Origin of the sequence: Rhizobium sp. Root149 (assembly GCF_001427345.1) — a bacterium.
In the GTDB taxonomy this organism is placed as follows: Bacteria; Pseudomonadota; Alphaproteobacteria; order Rhizobiales; family Rhizobiaceae; genus Neorhizobium; species Neorhizobium rhizoryzae.
Genome location: NZ_LMGD01000007.1, coordinates 1 through 25,530 on the forward strand (window position 1 = coordinate 1; position 25,530 = coordinate 25,530).

Genomic DNA, 25,530 nt, shown 5'->3' on the forward strand with positions numbered 1-25,530 from the left:
GGAAGAAGGGCCCGGACGGCAAGTATTCCTACTTCCAGATGTAAGACATCAGCGGCGGTTCATCCGTCCATGGGAAAGGGTCGGCATGCGCCGGCCCTTTTTTGTTGTGTAAATGTTGGCTAAGGCTGCAAAAGCTTGAAAGTTGTTGGCACTTTGCGCAAGATTTGTCGGAGACGAGCGTGTCGCGATCTTTCGGATTTGCTCCTGACGCTTTCTCTCTTTATTGTATCGCATGTCGTTGTCGCAAAACCGCTGCACACTTTTGCGCGACATGCTTTAACGGATGAAGGGTCCTATCATGCGTTTCGGGCTTGCCGCTTTTGTTTTGCTGGTTGCCTTGGCCGGGTGCTCGCAGGTGACGGAAAAGGCCGAGGGCATGGCCAACAGGTCTTTCACCAGCTATGCGCTCGGAAAACCCTATGCTCAGGTTGCCAGCCTCGGAACCTCGCCGATGGAAAGACTGGCCGGAGACGACCGCGCGACCTTTGGCCCGATGATTGGCGCCACACCGCTTTCAAATGGCCAGATGATCTATCGCCACATTGCCCCTGCAGCACGGACCGAGCGCGGGGCAGACTTTGGCGGTCTGGTCTCAAGCTCTTCCGTCACGAGCAACAACCGCCTGTCGTATTTTCTCGTTGGACAAGACGGAATCGTGAAAGATTGGGCCACAGGGTCCGTGCCCGGCGATGCGACCAGTTGCATGCGCTACATTGGTGGTATCATCCAGCAATGCGCGGACATGGCCCAGCAGCAAACCTCGCTTGCCATTTACGATTCCAAGGTGCTGACGAAAGACAATCAACCGATATCCGTCTGGGGCCAGCCGGCGAATGTAATGGCAAATCCACAGGCTGGCGGTCCGGCTGTCTCGCAGCCACGAGCACCTACGCGAGCACCAAGGGGCTGATCGGATCGCTGATCTGGTCTGTCCGTGCGGTCTTCGTAGCAGCGATCACATTTCATGCAGCACATTGGCGGCCTTGACGGCTGCCGATGCGCGATTCTCAACACCCAGCTTCACGTAGATCTGTTCCAGGTGCTTGTTGACGGTGCGGGCGGAGAGGCCGAGAATATCGCCAATGTCCTTGTTGGACTTTCCCTTGGCAATCCAGAGCAACACTTCCGCTTCGCGCTGGGTCACGGGGAAGTGCTGGCGCAGAACGTCATCTTCGGCGCGGTTGCTGAGTGCACTCACACGAATGAGATACTCGTCCGGCCCAATGGCGCCGAGGAACGAAAACTGCAGGGTGGTCGCGGCTTGCGCATCGACGGCGAAGGTCACCTCGCGTGGAAAGCCCGGTCTGTCGCGATCGGTCATCCAGGTCGAGATTTTCCGTGTAGCCTGGTCCAGACCGTCGTCCTGACCGAAAGCTGTATTGATGAGCCGCGTCGCTTGTGGTGTCGACCAATGCAGAGCACCGTTGCCGCGCACTGCCAGAAGATGGCGACCTGCCGCATCCAGCGCCACGCGCGCACTCTGGGCTGAGCGGGCATTGGACAAATGAACGCGGATGCGGGCGCGCAGTTCATCGATGTTGATGGGTTTGGTGAGGTAATCGACACCGCCGCTTTCCAGCGCGTTGACCACATGCTCGGTCTCGGTCAGCCCTGTCATGAAGATGACCGGCACCTGTGAAACGGCGGGATTGGCCTTCAGCCTGCGGCAGGTTTCGAACCCATCCATGCCGGGCATCACGGCATCGAGCAGAATGAGATCCGGGGTGATGCGGTCGACAATGCTGATGGCGAATTGGCCAGACGTTGCAATCAGCACCGAGAAGCCTGACTGTTCGAGTGCTTCCGTCAGAAAGCCGAGCGCATCCGGACTGTCATCCACCAGAAGAACAATTTCTCTGGGTGCGGCGTTTTCAGCCATCCTGCGGCATCCTTTCCTCGCGGAACTGTCTCAGGAACGTCATCAGTCCGGCCATATCGAAGCTTTGAATATAGTGCCGGGCCGCTTCCGTAAAGGCGCGGTGCTCGGGTGAGGCTGCGAGATCGCCAAGCTTCGTTTCAAGCCCCCGAATATAGCCTATTTCCGCCAGTTGGATGAGGTCGTCTATATGGCTTGCGCCAGGGCTTTTAACCGGGGCGGGGCCTTCCCGTTCCTGTAGCGCTTCGCCCTCATAGATCCAGGTCAGGCCAAGATGCTGGGCCAGCTTGTCGGAAAGCTGGCGGATATCCACCGGCTTTGAGATGGCGTCACTGTGGCCATCCCCCTTGCGGATGCTGGAGGCGCCATCGCCGATATTGGCCGAGAGCATGATGATCGGCGCGGTCTGACCGTCCTCGCGCAGGCGTTCCACCAGTTGCCAGCCGTTCATGCCCGGCATGAGGATGTCCACCAGGAAGAGGTCGGGTTTCGCAGCCGCAATCAGGGTCAGGCATTCGGGGGCGCCACCGGCGGTCAGGACCACGAAATCGAGCGGCTTCAGCACTTCTCGCATCAGGTCGCGATGATCCTCATTGTCATCGACCACCACGACGGTGCGGCGCGGACCCGTATAGCCGATGATCTTCTTCTCCGGTGCGGGCATGATTGTCGGGCGGTTGACCGCCGAGAGCAGAAGGCGGACCCGGAAACTGGAGCCGACATCCTTTTCGCTGGTAACGGAAATCTCGCCGCCCATGGTGTTGGTGAGAAGCCGGGTAATGGTGAGGCCGAGACCAAGCCCCGGCATTGGCCGGATACTTTCTGCCTCACCGCGCTGGAAGGGTTCGTAGATGCGGGCGAGATCCTTTTCCGCGATGCCGCGGCCGGTATCCTCGACAGTGAAGGTGGCAACCTGGCTGCGATAGGTGATGTTGAAACGCACCGTTCCACGATCGGTGAACTTTATGGCGTTCGAGAGCAGGTTTACCAGAATCTGGCGCAGGCGCTTTTCGTCGGTGCGCACATAGGTGGGCAGGGCCGGGGTGCGGTCGTGCTCGAAGTTCAGGCCCTTCGCCTGCGCCTGCGGGCGGAACATGTCGACGATCTGGTCGAGAAAATCCTGGATATTGATTTCGTTGGAATAGACCTGCAGCCGGCCCGCTTCGATCTTCGAGATATCGAGCAGTCCGTCGATCAGGCCGGAGAGGTGATCGGCGGAGCGGCGGATGACCTTGATTGCGGACTGGCGCGGTGCGGGAATGGTCTCGTCCCGTTCGAGAAGCTGTGCGTAGCCCAATACGGCGTTGAGCGGCGTGCGAAGCTCGTGACTGAGGCCCACGACGTAGCGGCTCTTGGCGCGGTTGGCGGCCTCTGCCACTTCCTTTGCCTGCTGGAGCGCGGCATCTGTCTTGCGGTGGGCCGCGATTTCCTTGAGCAGCAGCGTATTCTGCCGCGAGCTTTCCTCCTCCGCCACGACGCGGCTGTCATGCGCCAGAACATAGAACCAGGAGACGATGCCGGCGATGATGGCGAAGACGAAGAAGACGATCAACGTGGTGCCGTAGATCACCTCGGCATTGGCGGGCGTTGCCTCGCCCACCTGATAGGCGATCATGAAGAGAATGGCACCCATGGCCGAGATCGACAGGATGGAGGTGAGTGCGTAGCGTCCCAGACGCGTCATCAGTCGTTCGACGATACGGTCCGACAACATGGTGCGCGCCACGCTGCCGATCTGCGCTTTCATCTGGGCTTTCGGCTTGCACATATCGTGACAGCGGCTGTCCAGTGAGCAGCAGAGCGAGCAGATGGGTGCTGCATAGGCGGGACACCAGGCCATGTCCTCAGGCTCGAAGGGATGTTCGCAGATCGAGCAGGTGATGGAGGTTGCGTTTTTCCAGGCGTGGCGAGGCTTTCGCGCGAGATAGTAGCGACCTTTCGTACCCCAGGCGATCAGGGGCGAGAGAAGGAAGGCCGAGAGCGTGAGGTAGGTGGAGAGGGAGGCCGCAATGTTTCCGAACAGGCCGAAATGGGCGGCAAGGGCGATGCCAGCCGAACCGAGCATGGCGCCGAGCCCGACCGGGTTCAGATCGTAAAGATGGGCGCGCTTGAATTCGATACCCGGCGGAGACAGGCCGAGCGGCTTGTTGATGGCCAGATCAGCAGAGATGGTGCAGAGCCATGACATGGCGATGATGGAGAAGATGCCGAGCGTCGCCTCCAGCAGCCGGTAGATGCCGAGTTCCATCAGCAGCAGCGCGATGGCGACGTTGAACACCAGCCACACAACTCGGCCCGGGTGGCTGTGGGTGAGGCGGGAGAAGAAATTGGACCAGGCCAGAGAGCCCGCATAGGCGTTCATGACGTTGATCTTCAACTGCGACACCACGACGAAAGCGGCCATCAGCAGGAGGGCGGCTGTCTCGTTCGGGATCATGTAGCCGAAGGCCGCAAGATACATATGGGCCGGATCGGCGGCCTCGTGTGCGGGAACCGCGGTCGACAAGGTCAGAACCGCCAGAAAACTTCCCGCCAGAAGCTTTGGCACGCCCAGAACGACCCAGCCCGGACCGGCCAGAAACACAGCCAGCCGATGACGCCATTTCTTCTGTCCCTCTGCGGGCAGAAAGCGCAGGAAATCCACCTGTTCGCCAATCTGGGGCATGAGTGCAAGGATGACGGCGGAGGCTGCGCCGAATTCCAGAAGATCGAAGGGGGCGGGTCCGCCAAAGCCGGTATTCGAATGGCCGATGCCCGCAAAGGCCCGCCACAGCTCGATCTTCTCCCAATCCATGAAGGCGATGAAAACAAAAGGCAGAACGTTCAGCACAATCCAGAAGGGTTGGGTCGCCAGCTGGAAGCGCGAGATGAGTTGCACGCCATAAATGACGAGGGGGATGACGACGACCGAACTGATGATATAGCCGAGCCAGAGCGGAATGCCGAAGGCAAGGTTGAGCGCCCCCGTCATGATGGATGCCTCGATGGCAAACAGCATGAAGGTGAAACTCGCATAGATCAGCGAGGTGATGGTCGAGCCGATATAGCCGAAGCTTGCGCCGCGCGTCAAAAGGTCGATATCGACGCCATGGCGAATGGCGTAGCGGCTGATTGGCAGACCAACCGCGAGCATGAGCACCGCAGCCACCAGAATCGCAAAAAAGGCATTCGTCGTGCCGTAGGAGAGCGTGATGGCTCCCCCGATTGCTTCCAGCGCAAGAAATGAAATGGCGCCTATCGCCGTTTGCGAAATCCGGCTGGATGAAAACCGACGCGCGCTCTTGGCGGTGAAACGCAGGGCATAATCTTCCAGCGTCTGGTTCGCGACCCAACGGTTGTAATCTCTGCGGATGGGGATAATGCGTTGCCGCGCTGCCATTCAGGAATGCCGTCTGTTTGTGCATGTTTAGATTTTGGGCACTCTCGGATTTTCAGCAGGATTTTGCAAGATGAACCTGCGGGATGCAGTTGCATGCACTCCATGGATTGACGGCTTGTCCAATATGTCAGGCAGGCCAGCTCATACTATCTTCGCCAGGTTTCGATGTGGAATATACTTTAATGTATTTTGGATTAATAACGTTTAATTCATAAATAGTTCGTATTCTTGCAAAATTACTGTCGTTTAACGTGACTATGCCTCCAGCAACTGACGCTTGAGGTTGATATGACGGTTCGATCCAATCCCCCACGTTCATCCAGTGCGACGTCGACTTTGGCGACAGTTGGATCTGACAAGGCGGAAACGAAGGGTGAAGTATCATCCACGCCGCGTCGTCCCGCAGGGCAAGCCTCAACCGCACGTCCTCAAGGTAAAGCTCGGCAGATCGCCCCGCAGAGGCTAATGACGGCGACTGCGGCCGGTGCAAGCAGCAATTCGACCGCTGCTTCATCGTCGAGTCCGCAATCGGCAGACAGTCGCTACGTTTCGCTGCCAAAATCCTGGACGGGTCCCGAGGGGCCTGGCGTGAAGCGGGGACCACCGAGCAATGATGACATCGTGCGCGGCGTCATGAACCGAAATCGGGAATATTCGCATTATGCCGAATCTGTTCCGGATGCCTCGCCCTATGTCGCCCAGGTGCAGTTGCCGCCCATCACGGAAGCAGACAAAGGCTATGCGATGGTGGCACAGTCCATGACCGCGACGCCCGGATACGCCGAAGCCGAAAAAGGCCTCAACGACAAACAGTTCGAGCTGATCAAGGAAGGCGTGAAGGACGTCGATCGCAGTTTCATCACGCCAGAGACCTTCAAGAATCTCGACAAGCTGACGGATGACCAGAAGGCGGCCTATATGGTCGATCTCATAGAGGGAAGGCAGCACCTGACTGCCTATCTGAACCAGTATGGCGACAGTGTTCCGAAAGGCGATGAAGCGGATGCGGACCTCAAGGCGCGGCTTGACGTTGTATTGAACGATCCCGGCGTTCTGGCCGCCGCAGACAGCGCATTTTCCCGCGGCGCGCAGGCGTTTCTTCAGAAACCCGAAAATGACATGTTGCTGAGCAAGTTCACGGATGCCTATTTCGCCGACATTGCGGGTGGCAAGGCGATTGATCGTGCCTTGGCCTGCGGCAAGACGATTGAAGAAGCCTTTGCGGCCTATAGCAGCGAAGCGTCGTTCCTGACGAAAATTCTACCGCCAGACGTTCGGGACAAATATGCAGGCGCAGCCAGCCTGACCTTGTCGCAACTGACGCAGAAATACATGGTTGGCGATGGCACGGGCGGCGATCTCAGCATGTTCAATGTCGATGCCAACGGGAATTCAGATACTCTGACGCCCGCTGCGGAGGCCATGGCGCTGCAATTTATGGCGCAGACCTTGAACGACAAGAATGTCAGCCAGCTGTCCATCAAACTCAACTACGCTCAGGACATCGCCCGGAATGTGAACGGCGTCATTACCCTGCTACGAACCGGTATGAAGATGGACGATGCGCTGGCGTCAGTCATGAAGTCCGTCAACGCCAAACCTGCGCCATTGGGCATTCCCAATGACATCTACAAGGCGGGTCTCATGCATGGCGTGCAGACCCTCACTCTTGCAAGTGTTCTGACCGCGCGTGCTATTGGCAATGGCCCGAAGCCCAAGCCCCACGATATCGCGGCTGCTGTTGCAAACGGTGTGCAGATCATTGGCATGACCACGGAAGGGCTTGCAAAAAATCTCGATAGCAGGGGCAAGGCCTTCAGCATGTTCGGTACGGGCACCGGTACCTGGGGAGCATCCATTTCGAAATTCATTGATCCGAAGACGCTGGAAGCCGGTGGAAAGATCATCGGCGGGGTGGGCAGCTTTGCCATGGCTGGACTTGCCTTCTTCAGCGCGCATCGTGCTTTGAAAAGCGGAGAAAAGCCGGAAGCGGCCTTCCAGATCATCAGCGGAGCCGCCATGCTGACCAGTGGCACCGTAGGTATGGCTGAAGTTGCGCTGCAATTCAGCAGCATTGTACCAAGAATAACGGCACCTTTCGCAGCCTCAATTCCCAACTACACGAACATCGTGACGAATGGTCTCAAATACGGTCTCTCAATGGTTGGTCGCGTTGCCGGGACCGTGGGTGCTCTGGCCGGTCTCGTGCTTGGTCTTCTCGAGATGGCGAAGGGCGTGAAAGTTCTTGGCAAGCTGGAAGGGCAGGTCAATGATCGCCTTCGGCCGCTGATCGGCAAGGAAGTCAGCTTCATGTTCCGACCCAGTCTGTAAGGCTCCCTTGATCGACGACGCATTGCGTCGCTGGCGCGAGCTTCCCCATTTCACCCCCTCGCATACGTCATTTTACGTATGTGGTTTTGCAGTGCAGCGACCCATAGTCCGGTCAGCAACGGTTAACAGGCTTTAACCGGCTGTCGCACTCAAAACAAAAAAGAGGGGTTCTGCCATGACATTGAAAGCCAAGCTGGGCGGCGCGCTCATCGCCGCCATCATGTCCACCACCGCATTCCACGGCGCATTTGCTGCCGAAGATACGATCAAGATCGGCGTTCTCCACTCGCTCTCCGGCACGATGGCGATTTCGGAAACCACGCTGAAAGACGCCATGCTGATGCTCGTCGAAGAGCAGAACAAGAAGGGCGGCGTTCTGGGCAAGAAGCTCGAAGCCGTCGTTGTCGATCCGGCTTCCGACTGGCCGCTGTTTGCCGAAAAGGCTCGCCAACTGATCTCCAAGGATAAGGTCGCTGCCGTCTTCGGTTGCTGGACCTCGTCTTCGCGCAAGTCCGTTCTGCCGGTCTTCGAAGAGCTGAACTCCATTCTCTTCTACCCCGTCCAGTACGAGGGTGAAGAATCCTCGCGCAATATCTTTTACACCGGTGCCGCTCCGAACCAGCAGGCCATTCCGGCTGTCGACTACCTGATGAAGAACGAAGGCGTTCAGCGCTGGGTTCTGGAAGGCACGGACTACGTTTATCCGCAGACCACGAACAAGATCCTGAAAGCCTACCTGATGTCGAAGGGCGTCAAGGAAGCCGATATCATGGTCAACTACACGCCATTCGGCTTCTCCGACTGGCAGACGGAAGTTTCCAAGATCAAGGCCTTCGGCTCTGCAGGCAAGAAGACGGCTGTTGTTTCCACCATCAATGGCGATGCCAACGTTCCATTCTACAAGGAACTGGCAAACCAGGGCATCAAGGCTGAAGACATTCCGGTCGTGGCCTTCTCCGTCGGTGAAGAAGAGCTGGCCGGTATCGACACCAAGCCTCTCGTTGGTCACCTCGCTGCCTGGAACTACTTCCAGTCTGTCGACGCCCCGGTCAATGCCGAGTTCATCAAGACATGGCACGCTTTCACCAAGAACGAGAAGCGCGTGACGAACGACCCGATGGAAGCTGCCTATATCGGCTTCAACGCCTGGGTTAAGGCAGTCGAAGCTGCCGGCACGACCGAAACCGACAAGGTTCTGGATAGCATCATCGGCGTTTCCGTGCCGAACCTGTCTGGCGGTACTTCTACTGTCATGCCGAACCACCACATCACCAAGCCGGTTCTGATCGGTGAAATCCAGGCCAATGGCCAGTTCGAAATCGTGCAGCAGACGCCATCCGTCGTGGGTGACGAATGGTCGGATTACCTGCCGGACTCCAAGGACCTGATCTCCGATTGGCGCAAGCCGATGTCCTGCGGCAACTTCAACGTTGCCACCGGCAAGTGCGGCGGCAAGGGCAGCTAAGGCCTAGCTATCAGGGGCAAGAGCCCTTCCCGACCCTCCCCACATAGGGGAGGGCTTCGCTCTCGCAAGTTACATTTACCGGATCACGCTTACCCCCCTCTGTCCTGCCGGACATCTCCCCCTCAAGGGGGGAGATTGGCAAGAAGCTAACCTTCGCCTTCTTTCAATGTTGTTGGCTGCCACAATCGGTTTGCTAACGAGGACCAAAGCGAAAAGCCGCGAGTCGATCTCCCCCCTTGAGGGGGAGATGCCCGGCAGGGCAGAGGGGGGTAAGTCACAAGGGGCGACAATTATGCTTCGACTTTTCCTATCGACCCTATTCCTGATCGTTTCGCTTGCCGCAACATCCTTTGCGCAATCCGGCGCTGATCCGAAGGCCCTGTTCAATGCACTGGGCAAGGCGGATTTCAAGCAGGCGGAAGAGCTGATCGGTCAATTGGCCGCCACCGGCGATCCGCGCATCGTGCCGGCCCTGGAAGCCTTTGCCGAAGGCGAGCTTTACGCCCGCAAATCCGATAGCGCCGTATTCATCACCAAAGCAGCCGGGACCAATGTCGCCCTGATCGATCCAGTCACGGGTGCTGCCGCCGGTGAGGTGCCGAAGGCGCAGCTGAGCAAGCTGAAGATCAACAACAACCTGCGCCGCGTCATTCGCTCGGCACTTGGCGGTCTGACACTGCTGAGCCCCGACAAGGCAGTGCGTATGGCAGCCGCCGATGCGGTTCTGAAGTCTCCCAGCGCGGAAAATCTTGAGCTGGTCGAGGCAGCACTTGCCAAGGAAACCGATGCGGCCGTCAAGGTGCGCATGGAAGAGGCGCGTGCGGCCTCCGTGCTGATTTCCGACCGCGCAATCGATCAGAAGAAGCAGGCGATCGATACCATTGCCAATCTCGGCGGGCGTGATGGCATCAGCATCCTGATGTCGGTTTCGTCTTCGATCGATCCCGCCCTGAAGGGTGATCTCGACAAGGCGATCACCAAGATCGAAAATTCCCTGAAGCTTTGGGAAGTCGCCCAGAATGTCTGGTACGGCATGTCGCTCGGCTCCGTGCTGCTGCTCGCGGCCATCGGCTTGGCCATCACCTTCGGCGTCATGGGCATCATCAACATGGCGCATGGCGAAATGGTCATGCTGGGTGCCTATTCCACCTTCATGGTGCAGGAATTGATCCGCACCCACGCGCCGCATCTGTTCGACTGGTCGCTGGCCATCGCTCTGCCGGTCGCTTTCCTTGTGACAGCTGGTGTCGGTCTCGTCATCGAGCGTGGTGTCATCCGTTTTCTCTACGGGCGTCCGCTGGAAACCCTGCTGGCGACCTGGGGCGTATCGCTGATCCTCCAGCAGTTGGTACGCTCCATCTTTGGCCCGACGAACCAGGAAGTCGGCAATCCGTCCTGGATGTCCGGTGCCTTCGCGCTGGGTGGCCTGCAGATCACCTGGAACCGCATGTGGATCGTCGCCTTCTCCCTCTCGATCTTCATCGGCCTGCTGATCGTGATGAAGCGCTCCGCCTTCGGCCTGCAGATGCGGGCCGTCACCCAGAACCGCCGCATGGCCTCTTCCATGGGTATTCGCACACCCTGGGTCGATGCCTTCACCTTCGCGCTCGGCTCAGGGATCGCGGGCATTGCTGGCGTGGCGCTTTCCCAGATCGACAACGTTTCGCCCAATCTCGGCCAGTCCTACATCATCGATAGCTTCATGGTCGTGGTGTTCGGCGGCGTGGGCAATCTCTGGGGCACGCTGGTTGGCGCGCTGTCGCTCGGCATCCTCAACAAGTTCCTCGAGCCGTGGACCGGTGCCGTGCTTGGCAAGATCCTCGTGCTTGTTCTCATCATCCTCTTCATCCAGAAGAGACCGCGCGGCCTGTTCGCGCTCAAGGGAAGGGCGGTGGAAGCATGATTTCCAGCTTTATCCTGCGTGCTCTGGAAGGCCGCATCGTCGTCACCGTTTCCATCATTCTTGCCGTGGCCCTTCTGGTGCCAGCCAGCAATCTGCTTCTTTCGCCCGACAATGCATTGCATATCCCAACCTATGTGATGTCGCTGATGGGCAAGTATCTCTGCTATGCGCTTCTGGCGCTGGCACTGGATCTCGTCTGGGGCTATTGCGGCATTCTGTCCTTGGGCCACGGCGCTTTCTTCGCCCTCGGCGGCTATGCCATGGGCATGTATCTGATGCGCCAGATCGGTAGCCGTGGCGTCTATGGCGATCCCGTCCTGCCCGATTTCATGGTGTTTCTGAACTGGAAGCAGTTGCCGTGGTTCTGGCATGGCTTCGACATGTTCTGGTTTGCTTGTGCGATGGTGCTGGTGGTGCCAGGGTTGCTCGCCTTCGTCTTCGGCTGGTTCGCCTTCCGCTCCCGCGTCAACGGCGTCTATCTGTCCATCATTACCCAGGCCATGACCTATGCGCTGATGCTCGCCTTCTTCCGCAATGACATGGGCTTTGGCGGCAATAACGGTCTGACGGATTACAAGGATATCCTCGGATTCTCAGTTCAGGCGGATGGAACCCGCGCCGTACTGTTCGCGCTGTCGGCCATCATGCTCTCGCTCTGCCTCGTGCTGGCCTCGGCCATTACCCGCTCGAAGTTCGGCAAGGTGCTGGTGGGTGTGCGTGATGCGGAAAGCCGCGTTCGCTTCCTGGGTTTCCGGGTGGAAAACATCAAGCTCTTCACCTTCGTCACCTCGGCCATGATGGCGGGTATTGCGGGCGCTCTGTTCGTGCCGCAGGTCGGCATCATCAATCCGGGCGAATTCGCACCGGCCAATTCCATCGAAGTCGTGGTGTGGACGGCGGTTGGTGGTCGCGGAACTCTCATCGGTCCGATCATCGGTGCGGTGCTGGTCAATGGCGGCAAGAGCTTCTTCACCGGCGCCTTTCCTGAATTCTGGCTCTATGCGCTGGGCGCACTCTTCATCTTCGTCACGCTGTTCATGCCCAAGGGAATTGTCGGGACCGTTCAGGCAGCACTTGCCAATCGCAAGGCGGTGAAGGCTGCGGCGCGTGCCCAGGCCCAGAATGACGATACGCCTTCAACACAGATCCAGGCCGCGGAGTAAGACTCATGGAAATCAAGGACTCCAAGCCGAAGTCGCTGCTCTATCTCGATGGTGTTTCCGTATCCTTCGATGGATTCCGGGCGCTGAATTCACTTTCCTTCGTGGTTGAGCCGGGTGAGCTTCGCGCCATCATCGGCCCGAACGGCGCGGGCAAGACAACGATGATGGACATCATCACAGGCAAGACTCGGCCTGACAGCGGCACTGTTCTGTTCGAGGAAAAGGTGGATCTCACCAAGCGAGACGAGGCCGATATTGCCCAGCTCGGCATTGGTCGGAAGTTCCAGAAGCCAACGGTGTTTGAGAGCCATACCGTGTGGGACAATCTGGAACTGGCGCTCAACCGCAAGCGCGGCGTCTTTTCGACCCTGTTCTATCGCCTCTCGGGCGAGGACCGTGATCGCATCGAGGAAATTCTCGGCACCATCCGGCTGACGCATCGGCGCGACGAGCTAGCGGCCAACCTTTCCCACGGCCAAAAGCAGTGGCTGGAGATTGGCATGCTGCTGGCGCAGGAGCCGAAGCTTCTGCTGGTGGATGAGCCGGTGGCGGGCATGACTGATGCGGAAACCGCCGAAACAGCCATTCTGCTGCGTGAGATTGCCAAGAGCCGTTCGGTGGTGGTGGTGGAGCACGACATGGGCTTCATCCGGGATCTCGGCGTCAAGGTGACCTGCCTTGCCGAAGGCTCCGTGCTGGCTGAAGGGTCGATCGATTTCGTGTCGAACGATCCGAAGGTCATTGAAAACTATCTGGGGCGGTGATCACCATGCTGACAGTCAACAACGTCAATCTTCACTACGGCGCGGCGCAGGCACTGCGTGGCGTTTCCATCGAAGCGCCCATGGGTAAGATAACCTGCGTGCTGGGGCGAAACGGTGTGGGCAAGAGCTCGCTTTTGCGCGCCATCACCGGCCAGCATGCGGTGAGCGCAGGTACGATTTCCTTCAATGGCGAAAGCCTGAACGGTCTGGCACCCTTCCGCCGCGCCAAACAGGGCATCGGCTATGTGCCGCAGGGGCGGGAGATCTTTCCGCTTCTGACAGTGCAGGAGAATCTGGAAACGGGCTTTGCGCCGCTGGCGCGCAAAGATCGCAATATCCCGGACGACATCTTCAGCCTGTTTCCCGTGCTGAACTCAATGCTGTCACGTCGCGGCGGCGATCTGTCCGGCGGGCAGCAGCAACAACTGGCGATCGGTCGCGCCATGGTCACAAGACCGAAAGTGCTGGTTCTGGACGAGCCGACGGAGGGAATTCAACCTTCGATCATCAAGGATATCGGCCGTGCAATCCGATATTTGCGAGATTCCACAGGTATGGCCATTCTTCTGGTCGAACAGTATCTCGACTTCTGCCGGGAACTGGCGGATCATGTCTACATCATGGATCGGGGTGAAATCGTTCATGAAGGTGCCGCAGAAACGCTCGACACACCGGAGGCCAGACGGCATCTCACAGTGTGATAGATGCTCATATTTTGCATGGCTGCCGGTCATGGAGAGGGTTTAATAGTATCTTCTAATATGTTAGTCAGAGCGCGGTTTTCATCCAACGCATATCCCCTTTCCACGCACTCTCCTTTACGAGGCGCTTGATGGCATTTGGAATTCGCTCTGGTTCAATCCTCCGCGCTCTTGGCTGCATGACCGCAGCGGGCGCCTTTTTCTTAGGGCCAGGCATGGCCGCTCAGGCGGCTGGCTGTGGTACGCCGGTTGAACCGGGCTATCATGATGTATCGGTCGATGTCGGCGGCACTCCGCGCTCCGGCGTCGTGTTTGTTCCCGACAGTTATACGGGCCAGGACAAGGTTTCCGTCGTTTTCGATTTTCACGGCAGCAACAGCAATCCGCGGGGGCAGATGCTGCGCAGTTCCTGGGACAAGGTTGCGGCGAAGAACGGCTTCCTGGTGTTTGCGCCGCAGGGCAGTCTTTCCGGCAATATGCCGGGAACGAATGCGTGGAATGTGCCGGGCGTGACCTTCCGCGAAGGCGGGTTGGATGAGGTGGCCTTCATCAAGGCTGCTGTCGAAAAGGTGAAGCAGAGCTATTGCGTCGATCCGGCGCAGATTTTCGCGTCTGGCTATTCCGGTGGCGGTCGCATGTTGTCGGCCTATCTCTGCTCGGGGGCGAATGATTTTGCCGGTGCCGGTTTCGTCAATTCGCTGCGCGTCGGCCTGCCGGTTGAAAATCGCGAGGGCAAATGGGGAGCGGATCCTTCCACCTGCCAGCCCGCCAAGCCGATTTCGATCATGGCGTTTGCCGGGATCAAGGATGAGCAGAACCCCTATGCCGGGGGCGGCAAACCCTATTGGCAATACAGTTTCAAGACCGCGCTCCAGCGCTGGATGGAACTGGACGGCTGCAAGGCCAATGCCAAGCCGGACACAATCGAAGGGGTGACCTACAGCCTCTACGATACCTGCCAGAACGGGGCGCGCATCGCGACCTATGAATTCGAAAACGGCAGCCATGACTGGCCGAAGCCGAATGCGAAGGCGAACGTTATCGCTGCTGCCAGCGAGGGACAGGCGGCAGGTGTCGTGAAGGTCTCGGCAGTCAAGAAGCCGAGTTTCGATCCGAATGTCGATCCGGCCTATCGCATGTGGGATTTCTTCCGCAAGGCCGACAGTACGGATGTCGTGGCCACGGCACGGCCATCCTCCGCCAAGGCAAAGGTCCAGGCGGTCGGTTGTGCGGGCGACGAGGCATCCACGATGAATACCGAGGGGATGACGTGCAGCAACAGCCAGCCGAACGACCAGCCGCGCCGCAGCGGGCTCGGGGCAAAGGGCGCCTTGTAACCAAGCAGTTGGCGGGCCGTACGCGGCTCGCCGAACTCTATCAGGAAGGCTGCGGCAAGATCCGCCTGCCGGACACCTTCGATTCCTCCCTCGAAGCCATTCTCATCAACAGCTCCGGCGGCCTGACCGGCGGCGACCGGCTGGAATGGTCGCTGCGCGCCGGTCCCGGCACGGATGTGACCGTGACCACGCAGGCAAACGAGAAGATCTATAAAGCCTCCGCCGATACAGCGCTCCTGAAGAGCGAGATCGAAGCAGGCGAAGGCAGCCGCGTGGCGTGGCTGCCGCAGGAAAGCATTCTCTTCGATCGCGCCTCGCTGACCCGTGAATTGCATGTCGATCTGGCCGAGACAGCCGAATTTCTTGCTGTGGAAGCGGTTATTCTTGGACGAACCGCCATGGGCGAGAGTGCCGAGAACGGTTTCTTTCGGGATCGCTGGCGCGTGCGCCGTGCGGGTCGTCTCATCCATGCGGAGGAAGTGCGGATGGAGGGGCAGATCGCCCGTCTGGGAGAGCAGCCTTCGGTGCTTTCCGGCAAGGTGGCTTTTGCTACCGTTTTCTATTCCGGGCCGCAATGCGAGGCGTTTCTGCCGCGTCTTCAACCTCTGCTGCAGGATGGATATGCTGGCGCAAGCCTCTGGAAAGACAAGCTGATTATCCGCGCTGCAGCATCACACGGTTTTGCGCTGCGAAAAATTCTGGTTCCGGTGATTTCGCTCTTGCGAAAAGACGCAAACGTGCCGAAAGTCTGGAACATCTGAGAGACAATAATCGGGGAACCCATGAACCTCAGCCCAAGAGAAAAAGACAAGCTTCTGATATCCATGGCCGCCATGGTGGCCCGCCGCAGGCTGGAACGCGGCGTGAAGCTGAACTACCCGGAAGCCATTGCCCTGATTACCGATTTCGTGGTTGAAGGTGCCCGCGACGGCCGTGCCGTGCCCGACCTGATGGAAGCGGGCGCGCATGTCATCACCCGCGACCAGGTGATGGAGGGGATCGCGGAAATGATCCACGACGTGCAGGTGGAAGCAACCTTCCCGGACGGCACCAAGCTGGTGACCGTTCACGAACCAATCCGGTGAGGGCAAAACCATGATCCCAGGCGAAATCATTTCCGCAAGTGGCGACATCGAGCTGAACAGCGGTCAGCCGACAGTGACCATCGAAGTGTCCAATACGGGCGACCGTCCGGTGCAGGTGGGCAGCCACTATCATTTCTTCGAGACCAATGCCGGACTTTCCTTTGACCGCGACAAGGCGCGCGGCATGCGGCTGGATATTCCGGCAGGAACGGCGGTGCGTTTCGAACCGGGCCAGACGCGTGAGGTGACCCTCATTCCTCTCTCCGGCAAGCGCGAGGTTTACGGTTTCCGGCAGAAGATCATGGGCGCTTTGTGAACGCGCCATGCAGAAAGCGAAGCGTTCGATGAAACTGTTTCTTGGCCTCATGCTGTGCGGATGTGTTCTCTTGCAGGATGGGCCTTCCTCTGCGGAAGAAAAGCCGAATTTCGACTGCGAAAACAAGAATACGCAGATGGAAATGAACGCCTGCGCCCAGGAAGAATATGACGCTGCCGACAAGGCGCTGAACAATCAGTGGAAGCTGACGCGCAAGGCCATGGCCGATTGGGACAAGCAGCTTGATGCCGATCAGCGCGGCGCGGAAGCCGCTCTTCTGAAAGGGCAGCGGGCCTGGATAACCTATCGGGATGGCCAGTGCGATGCGGAAGGCTTTCAGGCGCGCGGCGGTACGCTGGAAACAATGTTCTACATCAATTGCCAGACACGCCTTACGAAGAGCCGGACGCAAGAGCTCAAAGAACTCGCCGAACCAATCGGTCAATAAAAACCAAGGGGCATGATCAGGCGCGAGGGGCGTCGGCATGTCCATGCATGATGGAGCAAGATAGCCCATGCCTTACAAGATTTCCCGCGCTGCCTATGCCAGCATGTTCGGCCCGACCGTGGGCGACAAGGTGCGCCTTGCCGATACGGAGCTTTTCATCGAGGTGGAGAAGGATTTCACCACCTATGGCGAGGAGGTGAAGTTCGGCGGCGGCAAGGTCATCCGTGATGGCATGGGCCAGAGCCAGGTCAGCCGTGCCGAAGGTGCTGTCGACACCGTGATCACCAATGTCGTGATCGTGGATCATACCGGCATCGTCAAGGCCGATATCGGTCTCAAAGACGGCCGCATCGTTGCCATCGGTAAGGCTGGCAATCCGGATACCCAGCCGGGCGTCAATATCATCGTCGGTCCCGGCACCGAGGCAATCGCTGGCGAGGGCAAGATTATCACCGCTGGTGGCATGGATGCTCACATCCATTTCATCTGCCCACAGCAGATCGAGGAAGCCCTGATGAGCGGCCTCACCTGCATGCTGGGCGGCGGCACCGGGCCTGCCCATGGCACGCTCGCCACCACCTGTACGCCGGGTCCATGGCATATTGCCCGGATGATCGAGGCAGCCGACGCCTTCCCCATGAACCTCGCCTTCGCCGGCAAGGGCAATGCCTCTCTGCCGCGCGCGCTGGAGGAGATGGTGCTGGGCGGCGCGACCTCTCTCAAGCTGCACGAGGATTGGGGCACGACCCCCGGCGCTATTGATTGCTGCCTTTCGGTTGCCGATCAATACGATGTGCAGGTGATGATCCATACCGATACGCTGAACGAGAGCGGCTTCGTGGAAGATACGGTCGGTGCCATCAAGGGCCGCACCATCCATGCTTTCCATACGGAAGGGGCGGGCGGTGGCCATGCGCCGGATATCATCAAGATCTGCGGCGAACTGAACGTCATCCCGTCCTCGACCAATCCGACGCGGCCCTATACGGTCAACACGCTGGCCGAACACCTGGACATGCTGATGGTCTGCCATCACCTGTCGCCGTCCATTCCGGAAGACATCGCCTTTGCCGAAAGCCGTATCCGCAAGGAAACCATCGCGGCGGAAGATATTCTGCATGATATCGGTGCGTTTTCGATCATCTCGTCGGACAGTCAGGCCATGGGCCGCGTGGGAGAGGTCATCATCCGCACCTGGCAGACGGCAGACAAGATGAAGCGCCAGCGCGGCAGCCTGCCGGGCGAAACCGGTGACAACGACAATCTGCGTGTTCGCCGTTACGTGGCGAAATACACGATCAATCCGGCGATTGCGCATGGCGTGAGCCACGAGATCGGTTCCATTGAAGTGGGCAAGCGCGCCGATCTCGTGATCTGGAACCCGGCCTTCTTCGGTGTGAAGCCGGATATGGTGCTGATGGGCGGCGTGATTGCGGCGGCCCCGATGGGCGATCCGAATGCTTCGATCCCGACACCGCAGCCGGTGCATTACCGCCCCATGTTCGGCGCTTACGGCAAGGCGCGGACAAACTCATCGGTCACCTTCGTGTCCCAGGCAGCTCTGGACGATGGCCTTGCCAATCGTCTCGGCGTCGCCAAGCAGCTGGTGGCGGTGAAGAATACGCGCGGCGGCATTTCCAAGAAGTCGATGATTCTCAACGATCTGACGCCGCACATCGAGGTGGACCCGGAAACCTATGAAGTGCGGGCCGATGGCGAGCTTTTGACCTGCGAACCGGCAACGGTTCTGCCCATGGCACAGCGGTATTTCCTGTTTTGATAGTGTTCGAGCTACGTTCGTGACAGCGATTTTACCCCCCTCTGTCCTGCCGGACATCTCCCCTTGAGGGGGATGTCCGGCAGGACAGAGGGGGGTGAAGGACATCTCTCCTGTCAGTTGAGTTTTTCTGGTAAAGGCAACACCATGCAGCATGTCCATTCCTACCGTCCCGCAGGGGAAGTCAGCGATCCGCCGATCGATACGGTGACGCTTCCGCACGATCTGCGCCATTTGCGGCGCAAGCTGTTGCACCTCTCCAATGGTGACATGGTGATGCTCGACCTGAAGGAAGCCGTGCTGTTTCACGATGGCGACCGGCTGGTGCTCGATAATGGCGATACGGTAGAGGTGAAGGCGGCGGCGGAAAAGCTGTTCGAGGTGAAGGCGCGTGATACGCTTCACCTCATCGAACTCGCCTGGCACCTGGGCAACCGGCATCTTTCGGCGCAGATCGAGGAAGGTCGTATCCTGATCCTGCGCGATCATGTGATCCGTGCGATGCTGGAGGGTCTCGGTGCTGCGGTGGTGGATGTGGAAGAGCCATTCCAGCCTGCGCGCGGGGCCTATCACAGTCACGGCGGCCATTCGCATGGTCACAGCCATGGCCACTCTCATGATCACTCGCATGACCATCACCACGGGCATCATCACGACTGATGACTGCCGCGGCCAGTACACAAGCCCTGATGCGGCTGATGGCATGGCTTTCGCCCGCCTTTCCGGTGGGTGGCTTTGCCTATTCCAGCGGGTTGGAGCGGGCGGTCCATGACCGGTTTGTCACGGATGCCGCCGGACTGGAGGCCTGGCTTTCTACGTCGCTCAGACACGGCATGCTGTGGAACGATGCCGTCTTCGTGTCGCTTGCGGCGCGGTGTTGCGACACTCCGGATGCATTGAGCGAACTGGCGGAGCTGGCGCTGGCGCTGGCCGGTTCCGCAGAGCGACATATGGAAACGCTCTCGCTTGGCAAAGCCTTCCTGATGGCGGCAACGGCCTGGCCGTCGCCGGTGTTCGAACGGCTGCCGGTGGAGTGCCCGTATCCGGTCTCGGTCGGCGCCGTCGCGGGCGCGCATGGCATTTCGGCTGAACAGGCGATTGCTGCCTTCCTGCACGCTGGCCTTTCGCAAGGTGTATCCGCAGGCATTCGCTTGGGCGTCGCGGGCCAGCAGGATGGTCTTCGCATCCTGTCGGCTTTGGAGGCGTCTGCGGGTAAGGTGGCCGAGCATGCAGCGGTAGCAGAGCTGGACGATCTCGGTTCTGCCACTGTGCAGGCGGATATCGCTTCCATCCGGCATGAGGCGCAGGTGTCGCGCCTCTTCCGATCCTGACCATGTCTTGTGCGGGTCGATCCGTACGTTATTCTGTTTGCAGATTTGAGGGCTCAGATCATGAAATCATCCAACGGACCTCTTCGCGTCGGCATCGGTGGACCTGTGGGGTCCGGCAAGACGGCACTGACGGAAAAGCTCTGCAAGGCCATGCGTGAGAGCTATTCGGTGGCTGTGGTCACCAATGACATCTACACGAAGGAAGATGCAGAGGCGCTGGTGCGCATGCAGGCCTTGTCCTCAGACCGGATCGTGGGTGTGGAGACCGGCGGCTGCCCGCATACCGCCATTCGCGAGGATGCAACGATCAACCTGCAGGCGATTGCCGGTTTGAACGAGCGCTTCCCGGATCTCGATGTCGTGTTCATCGAGTCAGGCGGCGACAATCTGGCCGCGACTTTCTCACCGGATCTGGCGGATATCACCATCTATGTGATCTCGACCTGCCAGGGTGAAGAGATCCCGCGAAAAGGCGGTCCGGGAATTACCCGTTCCGACTTGCTGGTCATCAACAAGAAGGATCTGGCCCCTTACGTGGGTGCCGATCTCGATGTGATGGACCGCGACGCGAACCGCATGCGCGAGGCGAAGCCCTTTGTCTTTACTGACCTGAAGCGCGGCGAGGGGGTGGATCATATCGTGCGCTTCCTTGAAACGCATGGCGGGCTGGCGGCGTGAGTGCACCTGCGTTGACGGGCCGCTTCGGCGACTATGAGATTATCCTTCTGCGTGACGGTGCGCTTCAGGCGTCGGTCCAGCAGATCATCCATCTCGATGGGCAGGCGGCTCTGGATGCTGCGCGCAAGAATATACCGGACCAAAACTTCGAGATGGTGGTGAACTGCTTCGTCTTGCGTGGGCCGGATGGCGTGACCCTTGTTGATGCCGGTTGCGGTACCGCATGGGGCGAAAGGTTTGGCAAGGCGCGGCAGGCGCTGGCAGATATCGGGATTGGCCGCGACGACGTGCGGCGTGTTCTGGTCACCCATCTGCATGGAGACCATGTGCCCGGTCTTCTGGATGAAGGGCAGCCATATTTTCCGAAGGCCGAAATCATCGTGCCGGAAAAAGATCTGGCGTTCTTTACGGACGAGGCAGCCAGGGAACGTGTGCCGGAAGCGCGCCGCAGCGGGTTCGCACTGGCGGCCTCACTGCTTGCTGCTTATGGCGACAGGCTTTCGACCCGGCCGGAAGGCGAGATCATGCCGGGCATACGGTCCATCCTGCTGCCCGGGCATACACCGGGCCATACGGGTTATCTGATCGGCGAGGAGCAAGGCGCACTGCTGATCTTCGCGGATGCTCTGCATATGGCGGGCCTTCAGCCGCAGGATCCGCGTATCGGCATGGTATTCGATCTCGATCCTGAACAGGCCGCGCTCAGCCGCAGATTCATGATGGAGCAGGCCGCGGACAAGGGCTGGCATGTCGTGGGCTGCCACACACCTGGCATTCAGACGGTGGAGCGTCGTGGCGACGCGTTCCGTCTGGTTGATCCGTGATCAGATTTCCCTCAGCGCTTTCACGTCGCTGATCTGGATGACGCGACCGCGAACACTGACACCGGCGCGGCGCAGAGCCGAGAAGGCGCGGGAGAGAGCTTCAGGGGCGAGGCCCAGCATCCCGGCCAGAAGATTCTTCTGGAAGGGAAGGCGGATGGATGCGGAGCCGGCATCGACCGGGCATCGATCCAGCAGATAGTCCGCCACGCGCTGGGGGGCGGTGTGCAGACGATCATTCACAAGAATGTCCGTGGTCGCCTTGAGATGTTCAGACAGGGTCATGATCAGCGCCGCGGAAACGGTCGCATCACGCTCGGCCAGTTGGCGAACTTCGCGACAATCAAGCCTTGCGATGCAGACGTTTTCGGCGGCCTGCGCGCTGTAGGGATAGCGGGCATCCTGTGGCACCAGGCATTCTGCGAAGATATCGCCAGGGCCGCAAATGCGGAAATCCGCCTGCCGTCCGTCCTTGCCCATTCGATACAGGCGGACATAGCCGGTCAGCAGGCAATAGAAGGCCTGCGCATTTTCTCCCTCGCGGAAGATGGATGCGCGCGCGCCGAGCGATACGATCTGCGCACTGTCCAGCAAGGTTGCCAGAGCATTTGCTGAAAGCGATCGCATGAATGCTGTTTTTGCCAGAAGACTGCGCTCGCGTGTCGTGGCTTTGTTGCTCTTTTCCAGCATCGTCGCGTTTCCCATCAACCTGCGGTCCAATGTGTTGAATGGTTCAGCCATTACCACAACGAAAAGAGGCCCGAATTGATCGATGTCAATCGGGCCTCTGCAGTCGTGTTTGTTCCGAAAGCTATTCGGCAGCCAGTGGGGGCAGTCTCAGCACATTATTGCCTGCGGGTGCCCCATGTCCTTTCTCGTTGTCCTGACGAGGTGATGGCTGCATGGCATCGAGCTTCGTCTGGAGTTCGGAGAGCTTGGCCTGCGTTTCGCGGGCGGCACGGCTGAGTTCCTCTTCGCTCAAAACGGGATCTTCCTTTTCCTTCTTGCCGACGAATCGGCCAAAGATCCGGCCCAACAGCATGGAAAGGTCGTCCATGATGAGGAAGAAGGCAGGGACAACCACGAGGCTGAGCACCGTTGAAACGATGATGCCGCCGATGACCGCAATCGCCATGGGGGCGCGGAAGGAACCACCTTCACCCACGCCCAGCGCCGAGGGCAGCATGCCTGCCGACATGGCGATAGAGGTCATGATGATGGGTCGTGCACGCTTGCGGCCCGCTTCCACCATGGCATGAACACGCTCCATGCCGTGACGGCGCATCTCGATGGCGAAATCGACAAGCAGGATGGCGTTCTTCGTGACGATGCCCATCAGCATCAGGATACCGATCAGCACCGGCATCGAAAGCGAGTTGTTCGTCACGATCAGGCCGACCGCCACGCCCCCGATTGCCAATGGCAGCGAGAACAGGATCGTAAACGGCTGGATGACATCCTTGAAGAGGAGGATGAGCACGACCAGAACCAGCAGCAGGCCCAGCAGCATGGCATTGCCGAAGCCTGCCACCATTTCTGCCTGGATCTTTGCGTCACCGCTTTCAGCCAGTCGAACGCCTTCAGGCAACTGCGTCTGGTCAACGACACGACGGAACTCGGCCGTTGCCGTATCGAGCGCCGTGCCTTGCGGAATATCCGAGCCGATGGAGACGACGCGGTTGCGGTTGTTACGCTTGATGGAGCTTGGACCTTCCGAATAATCCACATCGGCAACGGTGGACAGCGGAACGGTCGCCCCACTCGCGGTCTTGACCTTCAGGTTGCGAATGGCCTGCAAGTCGCGGCGGACATCGAGCGATGCTTGCACGCGGATCGGGATGAGACGATTGTCGAGCGAGATCTTGGCCAGTGCCGCATCGACATCACCAATGGTGGCAACGCGAACGGTTTCCGAAATCTGCTGCGGCGTGATGCCAAGACGAGCGGCTTCATCCTTGCGGGGGCGGATCTGCAGTTCCGGGCGTGGAAGTGCACCTTCCGACGAGACATTGGCAAGGATCGGTGAAGCACGCAGGTTGGTTTCGAGCTTCGCCACCGCATCATCCAGCTGCTCGCTGCTGCTGGCGAGGAAGTTGAACGAAAGCTCGCGTTCTCCACGATCGTTCAGCTTTGTGATGCGAACGTCAGGGATGGAGCGAACCTTCTGGAACAGCTCTTTCTCGATTTCCCACTGCGGTTTGGTACGGCCCTTGTCCTCCACCTTCGGAATGTAGGAGCCGATCAGTGGCAGATTTCCGAGGCCCTTGTTGACGAGCGTCTTGACCAGCGAATGGTCTATCTTGCCCAGAATGACGTTCACGGTGGCGCGGCGCAGTTCAAGATCGCCCTTGGGCGAGGCGCCGCCGAGCACGAACACGCTTTCCACGCCTTCCAGAGGCTTGATGGCCTCATAGATCTTGGTCGTCGTTTCCGCGGTTTCATCCAGCGTCGCGTTGGGTGGCAGTTCCAGCGACAGAGTGATGCGTGAGCTGTCTTCCGGCGGCATGAAGCTGCCCGGAACCTGCATCAGCAGCATGATCGAGCCGATCAGAAAGGCAATGGCGCCCACCAGTGTGGCATAGCGCATGTACCAGCGCCGCGTCGTGCCGGTGACCAGGCTGGTATAGGCCTTCATCAGGCGACCATCATTGTCGTGGTGGTCGTCCATCGCATCTTCGGCCCGCATCAGATAGGCGGCCATCAGCGGTGTGATGAGGCGTGCTACAAGCAGCGAGAAGAACACCGAGAAGGCGACCGTCAGACCGAATTGGATGAAGTACTGCCCCGGAATGCCGGGCATGAACGAGACCGGCACGAAGACGGCGATGATGGTGAAGCTCGTTGCGATAACGGCAAGGCCGATTTCATCTGCCGCTTCGAGCGCTGCGCGATAGGGTGTCTTGCCCATCTTGATGTGGCGGGCAATGTTCTCGACCTCCACGATCGCATCATCGACGAGAATACCGGTCGCCAGCGTCAGGGCGAGGAACGAAACGAGGTTCAGCGAAAAACCCATCATATCCATCACCCAGAAGGTGGGGATGGCAGAGAGCGGCAGGGCAACCGCGGAGATCAGCGTCGCGCGCCAGTTGCGCAGGAACAGCATGACCACGATGACGGCGAGAATCGCGCCCTCGATGAGGGTGTGGATCGCCGATTCATAGTTGCCGTAGGTGAAATAGACGCTGTCATCCACCATCTTGATGGAGACATCCGTATGGGTCTTGCGGATCGTATCCAGCTGCTCGGCAACCGTGCGCGACACGGTGACTTCGCTTGATCCCTTGGAGCGGAATACCGCAAAGGTTACGCTCGGTTCGCCATTGAACCGTGAGAAGGACTTCGGCTCCTCATAGGTATCGGTGATTGTGGCGAGGTCGGACAGCTTCACGAAGCGCCCGTTCGAGAGAGCAATCGTCGTGTTGGCAAGGTCAGAAACACGGCGGGCATCGCCAAGTGTTCGGATAGCCTGCTCGCTGCCGCCAACCTGTCCGCGACCGGAGCCGAGATCGACGTTGACGCTGCGCAGCTGGCTGTTAACCTCCGACGCGGTGATGCCGTAGGAATTCAGTTTTGCCGGTTCCAGCGCGATGCGAACTTCCCGGTCCGCGCCGCCGTAGCGGTCGATGCGGCCAATGCCGGGCTGGCCCTGAAGTGCGCGCTTGACGGTATCGTCCACGAACCAGGACAGTTCTTCCAGCGTCATGTTCGCGGAGGTGACGGAGAAGGTCTGGATCGCCTGACCTTCAACCTCGACCTTGGAAACGATCGGTTCCTCGACGGAAGCGGGCAGGTTGGAGCGAATGCGATCAATCGCATCCTTGGTGTCCTGAACGGCTTCCTGCGTCGGCTTTTCAATACGGAAGAGAACCGCGGTCGTCGACAAGCCATCCGTCACGGTGGAGGTGATTTCATCCACCCCGCTGATGGAGGCAACGGCGTCCTCGATCTCCTTCGTCACCTGCATTTCCAGTTCGCTCGGCGAAGCGCCGCTCTGCGTGACGGAAATGGAAACGACGGGTACGTCAATATTGGGGAAGCGCGTGATCGGCAGCTTGTTGAAGGACTGGATGCCCATGAACATCAACAGCGCGAAAGCCAGTAGCGGCGCAATCGGATTTCGGATCGACCAGGCAGAGAAATTCATTCGAAGAG

General features: G+C 59.2%; 21 protein-coding genes. 17 read left to right on the forward strand and 4 right to left on the reverse strand.

Annotation, left to right across the window (positions count from 1 at the left end; translation table 11 throughout):
- Positions 1–298: 298 nt before the first annotated feature.
- Positions 299–910 (forward strand): hypothetical protein, encoded by a 612-nt coding sequence (locus ASD54_RS06115; RefSeq protein ID WP_062553779.1) that lies wholly within the window; start codon positions 299–301, stop codon positions 908–910.
- A gap of 45 nt (positions 911–955) precedes the next feature.
- Here ASD54_RS06115 and ASD54_RS06120 read toward each other — a convergent pair whose 3' ends face one another.
- Both ASD54_RS06120 and ASD54_RS06125 read right to left on the reverse strand, forming a co-directional pair.
- On the reverse strand, positions 956–1,879 hold the full coding sequence (locus ASD54_RS06120) for a response regulator transcription factor (RefSeq protein ID WP_062553740.1): 924 nt from the start codon (positions 1,877–1,879) through the stop codon (positions 956–958).
- Positions 1,872–5,255 carry an ATP-binding protein gene (locus ASD54_RS06125; protein ID WP_062553741.1) on the reverse strand — a complete coding sequence of 1,128 codons (3,384 nt, stop codon included), beginning with the start codon at positions 5,253–5,255 and terminating at the stop codon, positions 1,872–1,874. The genes ASD54_RS06120 and ASD54_RS06125 overlap by 8 nt, the downstream gene beginning before the upstream one ends.
- A gap of 465 nt (positions 5,256–5,720) precedes the next feature.
- Here ASD54_RS06125 and ASD54_RS06130 point away from each other — a divergent pair, with 465 nt between their 5' ends.
- The 16 genes from ASD54_RS06130 (at position 5,721) to ASD54_RS06205 (ending at position 21,378) form a co-directional block, all read left to right on the forward strand.
- A complete protein-coding gene (locus ASD54_RS06130; protein WP_062553742.1) occupies positions 5,721–7,586 on the forward strand; it encodes a hypothetical protein in 1,866 nt (621 codons plus the stop codon).
- Between the two features lie 175 nt (positions 7,587–7,761).
- Positions 7,762–9,051 (forward strand): urea ABC transporter substrate-binding protein, encoded by a 1,290-nt coding sequence (urtA, locus tag ASD54_RS06135; RefSeq protein ID WP_062553743.1) that lies wholly within the window; start codon positions 7,762–7,764, stop codon positions 9,049–9,051.
- A 289-nt stretch (positions 9,052–9,340) separates the two neighbouring features.
- Positions 9,341–10,954, forward strand: a complete 1,614-nt coding sequence (gene urtB / locus ASD54_RS06140; RefSeq protein ID WP_244484695.1) for an urea ABC transporter permease subunit UrtB — start codon at positions 9,341–9,343, stop codon at positions 10,952–10,954.
- Positions 10,951–12,117: an urea ABC transporter permease subunit UrtC gene (gene urtC, locus ASD54_RS06145; RefSeq protein ID WP_062553745.1), complete on the forward strand. Its 1,167-nt coding sequence runs from the start codon at positions 10,951–10,953 to the stop codon at positions 12,115–12,117. Before urtB ends, urtC begins: the two co-directional genes overlap by 4 nt.
- A 5-nt stretch (positions 12,118–12,122) precedes the next feature.
- The gene (urtD, locus tag ASD54_RS06150) at positions 12,123–12,881 is read left to right on the forward strand and encodes an urea ABC transporter ATP-binding protein UrtD (protein WP_062553746.1); all 759 of its coding nucleotides are present in this window, start codon (positions 12,123–12,125) and stop codon (positions 12,879–12,881) included.
- A gap of 5 nt (positions 12,882–12,886) precedes the next feature.
- Positions 12,887–13,582 carry an urea ABC transporter ATP-binding subunit UrtE gene (urtE, locus tag ASD54_RS06155; protein ID WP_062553780.1) on the forward strand — a complete coding sequence of 232 codons (696 nt, stop codon included), beginning with the start codon at positions 12,887–12,889 and terminating at the stop codon, positions 13,580–13,582.
- A gap of 131 nt (positions 13,583–13,713) precedes the next feature.
- Positions 13,714–14,919, forward strand: coding sequence for a hypothetical protein (locus ASD54_RS06160; protein WP_062553747.1), 1,206 nt, complete (start codon positions 13,714–13,716; stop codon positions 14,917–14,919).
- A complete protein-coding gene (locus ASD54_RS06165; protein ID WP_062553748.1) occupies positions 14,853–15,680 on the forward strand; it encodes an urease accessory protein UreD in 828 nt (275 codons plus the stop codon). Before ASD54_RS06160 ends, ASD54_RS06165 begins: the two co-directional genes overlap by 67 nt.
- 21 nt (positions 15,681–15,701) lie before the next feature.
- Positions 15,702–16,004 (forward strand): urease subunit gamma, encoded by a 303-nt coding sequence (locus ASD54_RS06170; RefSeq protein ID WP_062553749.1) that lies wholly within the window; start codon positions 15,702–15,704, stop codon positions 16,002–16,004.
- Between the two features lie 10 nt (positions 16,005–16,014).
- A complete protein-coding gene (locus ASD54_RS06175; protein ID WP_062553750.1) occupies positions 16,015–16,320 on the forward strand; it encodes an urease subunit beta in 306 nt (101 codons plus the stop codon).
- A 28-nt stretch (positions 16,321–16,348) separates the two neighbouring features.
- Positions 16,349–16,768, forward strand: a complete 420-nt coding sequence (locus tag ASD54_RS06180; protein WP_156379100.1) for a lysozyme inhibitor LprI family protein — start codon at positions 16,349–16,351, stop codon at positions 16,766–16,768.
- Between the two features lie 67 nt (positions 16,769–16,835).
- Complete coding sequence (gene ureC / locus ASD54_RS06185; RefSeq protein WP_062553751.1) at positions 16,836–18,548, forward strand: urease subunit alpha; 1,713 nt, start codon at positions 16,836–16,838, stop codon at positions 18,546–18,548.
- A 144-nt stretch (positions 18,549–18,692) separates the two neighbouring features.
- Positions 18,693–19,205: an urease accessory protein UreE gene (gene ureE / locus ASD54_RS06190; RefSeq protein ID WP_062553752.1), complete on the forward strand. Its 513-nt coding sequence runs from the start codon at positions 18,693–18,695 to the stop codon at positions 19,203–19,205.
- Complete coding sequence (locus tag ASD54_RS06195) at positions 19,205–19,876, forward strand: urease accessory protein UreF (protein WP_062553753.1); 672 nt, start codon at positions 19,205–19,207, stop codon at positions 19,874–19,876. The genes ureE and ASD54_RS06195 overlap by 1 nt, the downstream gene beginning before the upstream one ends.
- 57 nt (positions 19,877–19,933) lie before the next feature.
- On the forward strand, positions 19,934–20,554 hold the full coding sequence (gene ureG / locus ASD54_RS06200; protein WP_280139167.1) for an urease accessory protein UreG: 621 nt from the start codon (positions 19,934–19,936) through the stop codon (positions 20,552–20,554).
- Positions 20,551–21,378, forward strand: coding sequence for an MBL fold metallo-hydrolase (locus ASD54_RS06205; RefSeq protein WP_082547107.1), 828 nt, complete (start codon positions 20,551–20,553; stop codon positions 21,376–21,378). The genes ureG and ASD54_RS06205 overlap by 4 nt, the downstream gene beginning before the upstream one ends.
- On the opposite strand, the gene ASD54_RS06210 is transcribed toward ASD54_RS06205, so the two are convergent.
- Together ASD54_RS06210 and ASD54_RS06215 are read right to left on the reverse strand one after the other, a co-directional pair.
- Positions 21,379–22,065, reverse strand: coding sequence for a Crp/Fnr family transcriptional regulator (locus ASD54_RS06210; RefSeq protein WP_062553756.1), 687 nt, complete (start codon positions 22,063–22,065; stop codon positions 21,379–21,381). It abuts the gene before it with no gap.
- A gap of 121 nt (positions 22,066–22,186) precedes the next feature.
- A complete protein-coding gene (locus ASD54_RS06215; protein ID WP_062553757.1) occupies positions 22,187–25,522 on the reverse strand; it encodes an efflux RND transporter permease subunit in 3,336 nt (1,111 codons plus the stop codon).
- Between the last annotated feature and the right edge of the window lie 8 nt (positions 25,523–25,530).

Bases quoted from the DNA above. Each gene is read 5' to 3' on its own strand.
- ASD54_RS06115 (WP_062553779.1), top strand. From the start codon at position 299: ATGCGTTTCGGGCTTGCCGCTTTTGTTTTGCTGGTTGCCTTGGCCGGG.
- ASD54_RS06120 (WP_062553740.1), bottom strand. From the start codon at position 1,879: ATGGCTGAAAACGCCGCACCCAGAGAAATTGTTCTTCTGGTGGATGAC.
- ASD54_RS06125 (WP_062553741.1), bottom strand. From the start codon at position 5,255: ATGGCAGCGCGGCAACGCATTATCCCCATCCGCAGAGATTACAACCGT.
- ASD54_RS06130 (WP_062553742.1), top strand. From the start codon at position 5,721: ATGACGGCGACTGCGGCCGGTGCAAGCAGCAATTCGACCGCTGCTTCA.
- urtA (WP_062553743.1), top strand. From the start codon at position 7,762: ATGACATTGAAAGCCAAGCTGGGCGGCGCGCTCATCGCCGCCATCATG.
- urtC (WP_062553745.1), top strand. From the start codon at position 10,951: ATGATTTCCAGCTTTATCCTGCGTGCTCTGGAAGGCCGCATCGTCGTC.
- urtD (WP_062553746.1), top strand. From the start codon at position 12,123: ATGGAAATCAAGGACTCCAAGCCGAAGTCGCTGCTCTATCTCGATGGT.
- urtE (WP_062553780.1), top strand. From the start codon at position 12,887: ATGCTGACAGTCAACAACGTCAATCTTCACTACGGCGCGGCGCAGGCA.
- ASD54_RS06160 (WP_062553747.1), top strand. From the start codon at position 13,714: ATGGCATTTGGAATTCGCTCTGGTTCAATCCTCCGCGCTCTTGGCTGC.
- ASD54_RS06170 (WP_062553749.1), top strand. From the start codon at position 15,702: ATGAACCTCAGCCCAAGAGAAAAAGACAAGCTTCTGATATCCATGGCC.
- ASD54_RS06175 (WP_062553750.1), top strand. From the start codon at position 16,015: ATGATCCCAGGCGAAATCATTTCCGCAAGTGGCGACATCGAGCTGAAC.
- ASD54_RS06180 (WP_156379100.1), top strand. From the start codon at position 16,349: ATGAAACTGTTTCTTGGCCTCATGCTGTGCGGATGTGTTCTCTTGCAG.
- ureC (WP_062553751.1), top strand. From the start codon at position 16,836: ATGCCTTACAAGATTTCCCGCGCTGCCTATGCCAGCATGTTCGGCCCG.
- ureE (WP_062553752.1), top strand. From the start codon at position 18,693: ATGCAGCATGTCCATTCCTACCGTCCCGCAGGGGAAGTCAGCGATCCG.
- ASD54_RS06195 (WP_062553753.1), top strand. From the start codon at position 19,205: ATGACTGCCGCGGCCAGTACACAAGCCCTGATGCGGCTGATGGCATGG.
- ASD54_RS06210 (WP_062553756.1), bottom strand. From the start codon at position 22,065: ATGCTGGAAAAGAGCAACAAAGCCACGACACGCGAGCGCAGTCTTCTG.
- ASD54_RS06215 (WP_062553757.1), bottom strand. From the start codon at position 25,522: ATGAATTTCTCTGCCTGGTCGATCCGAAATCCGATTGCGCCGCTACTG.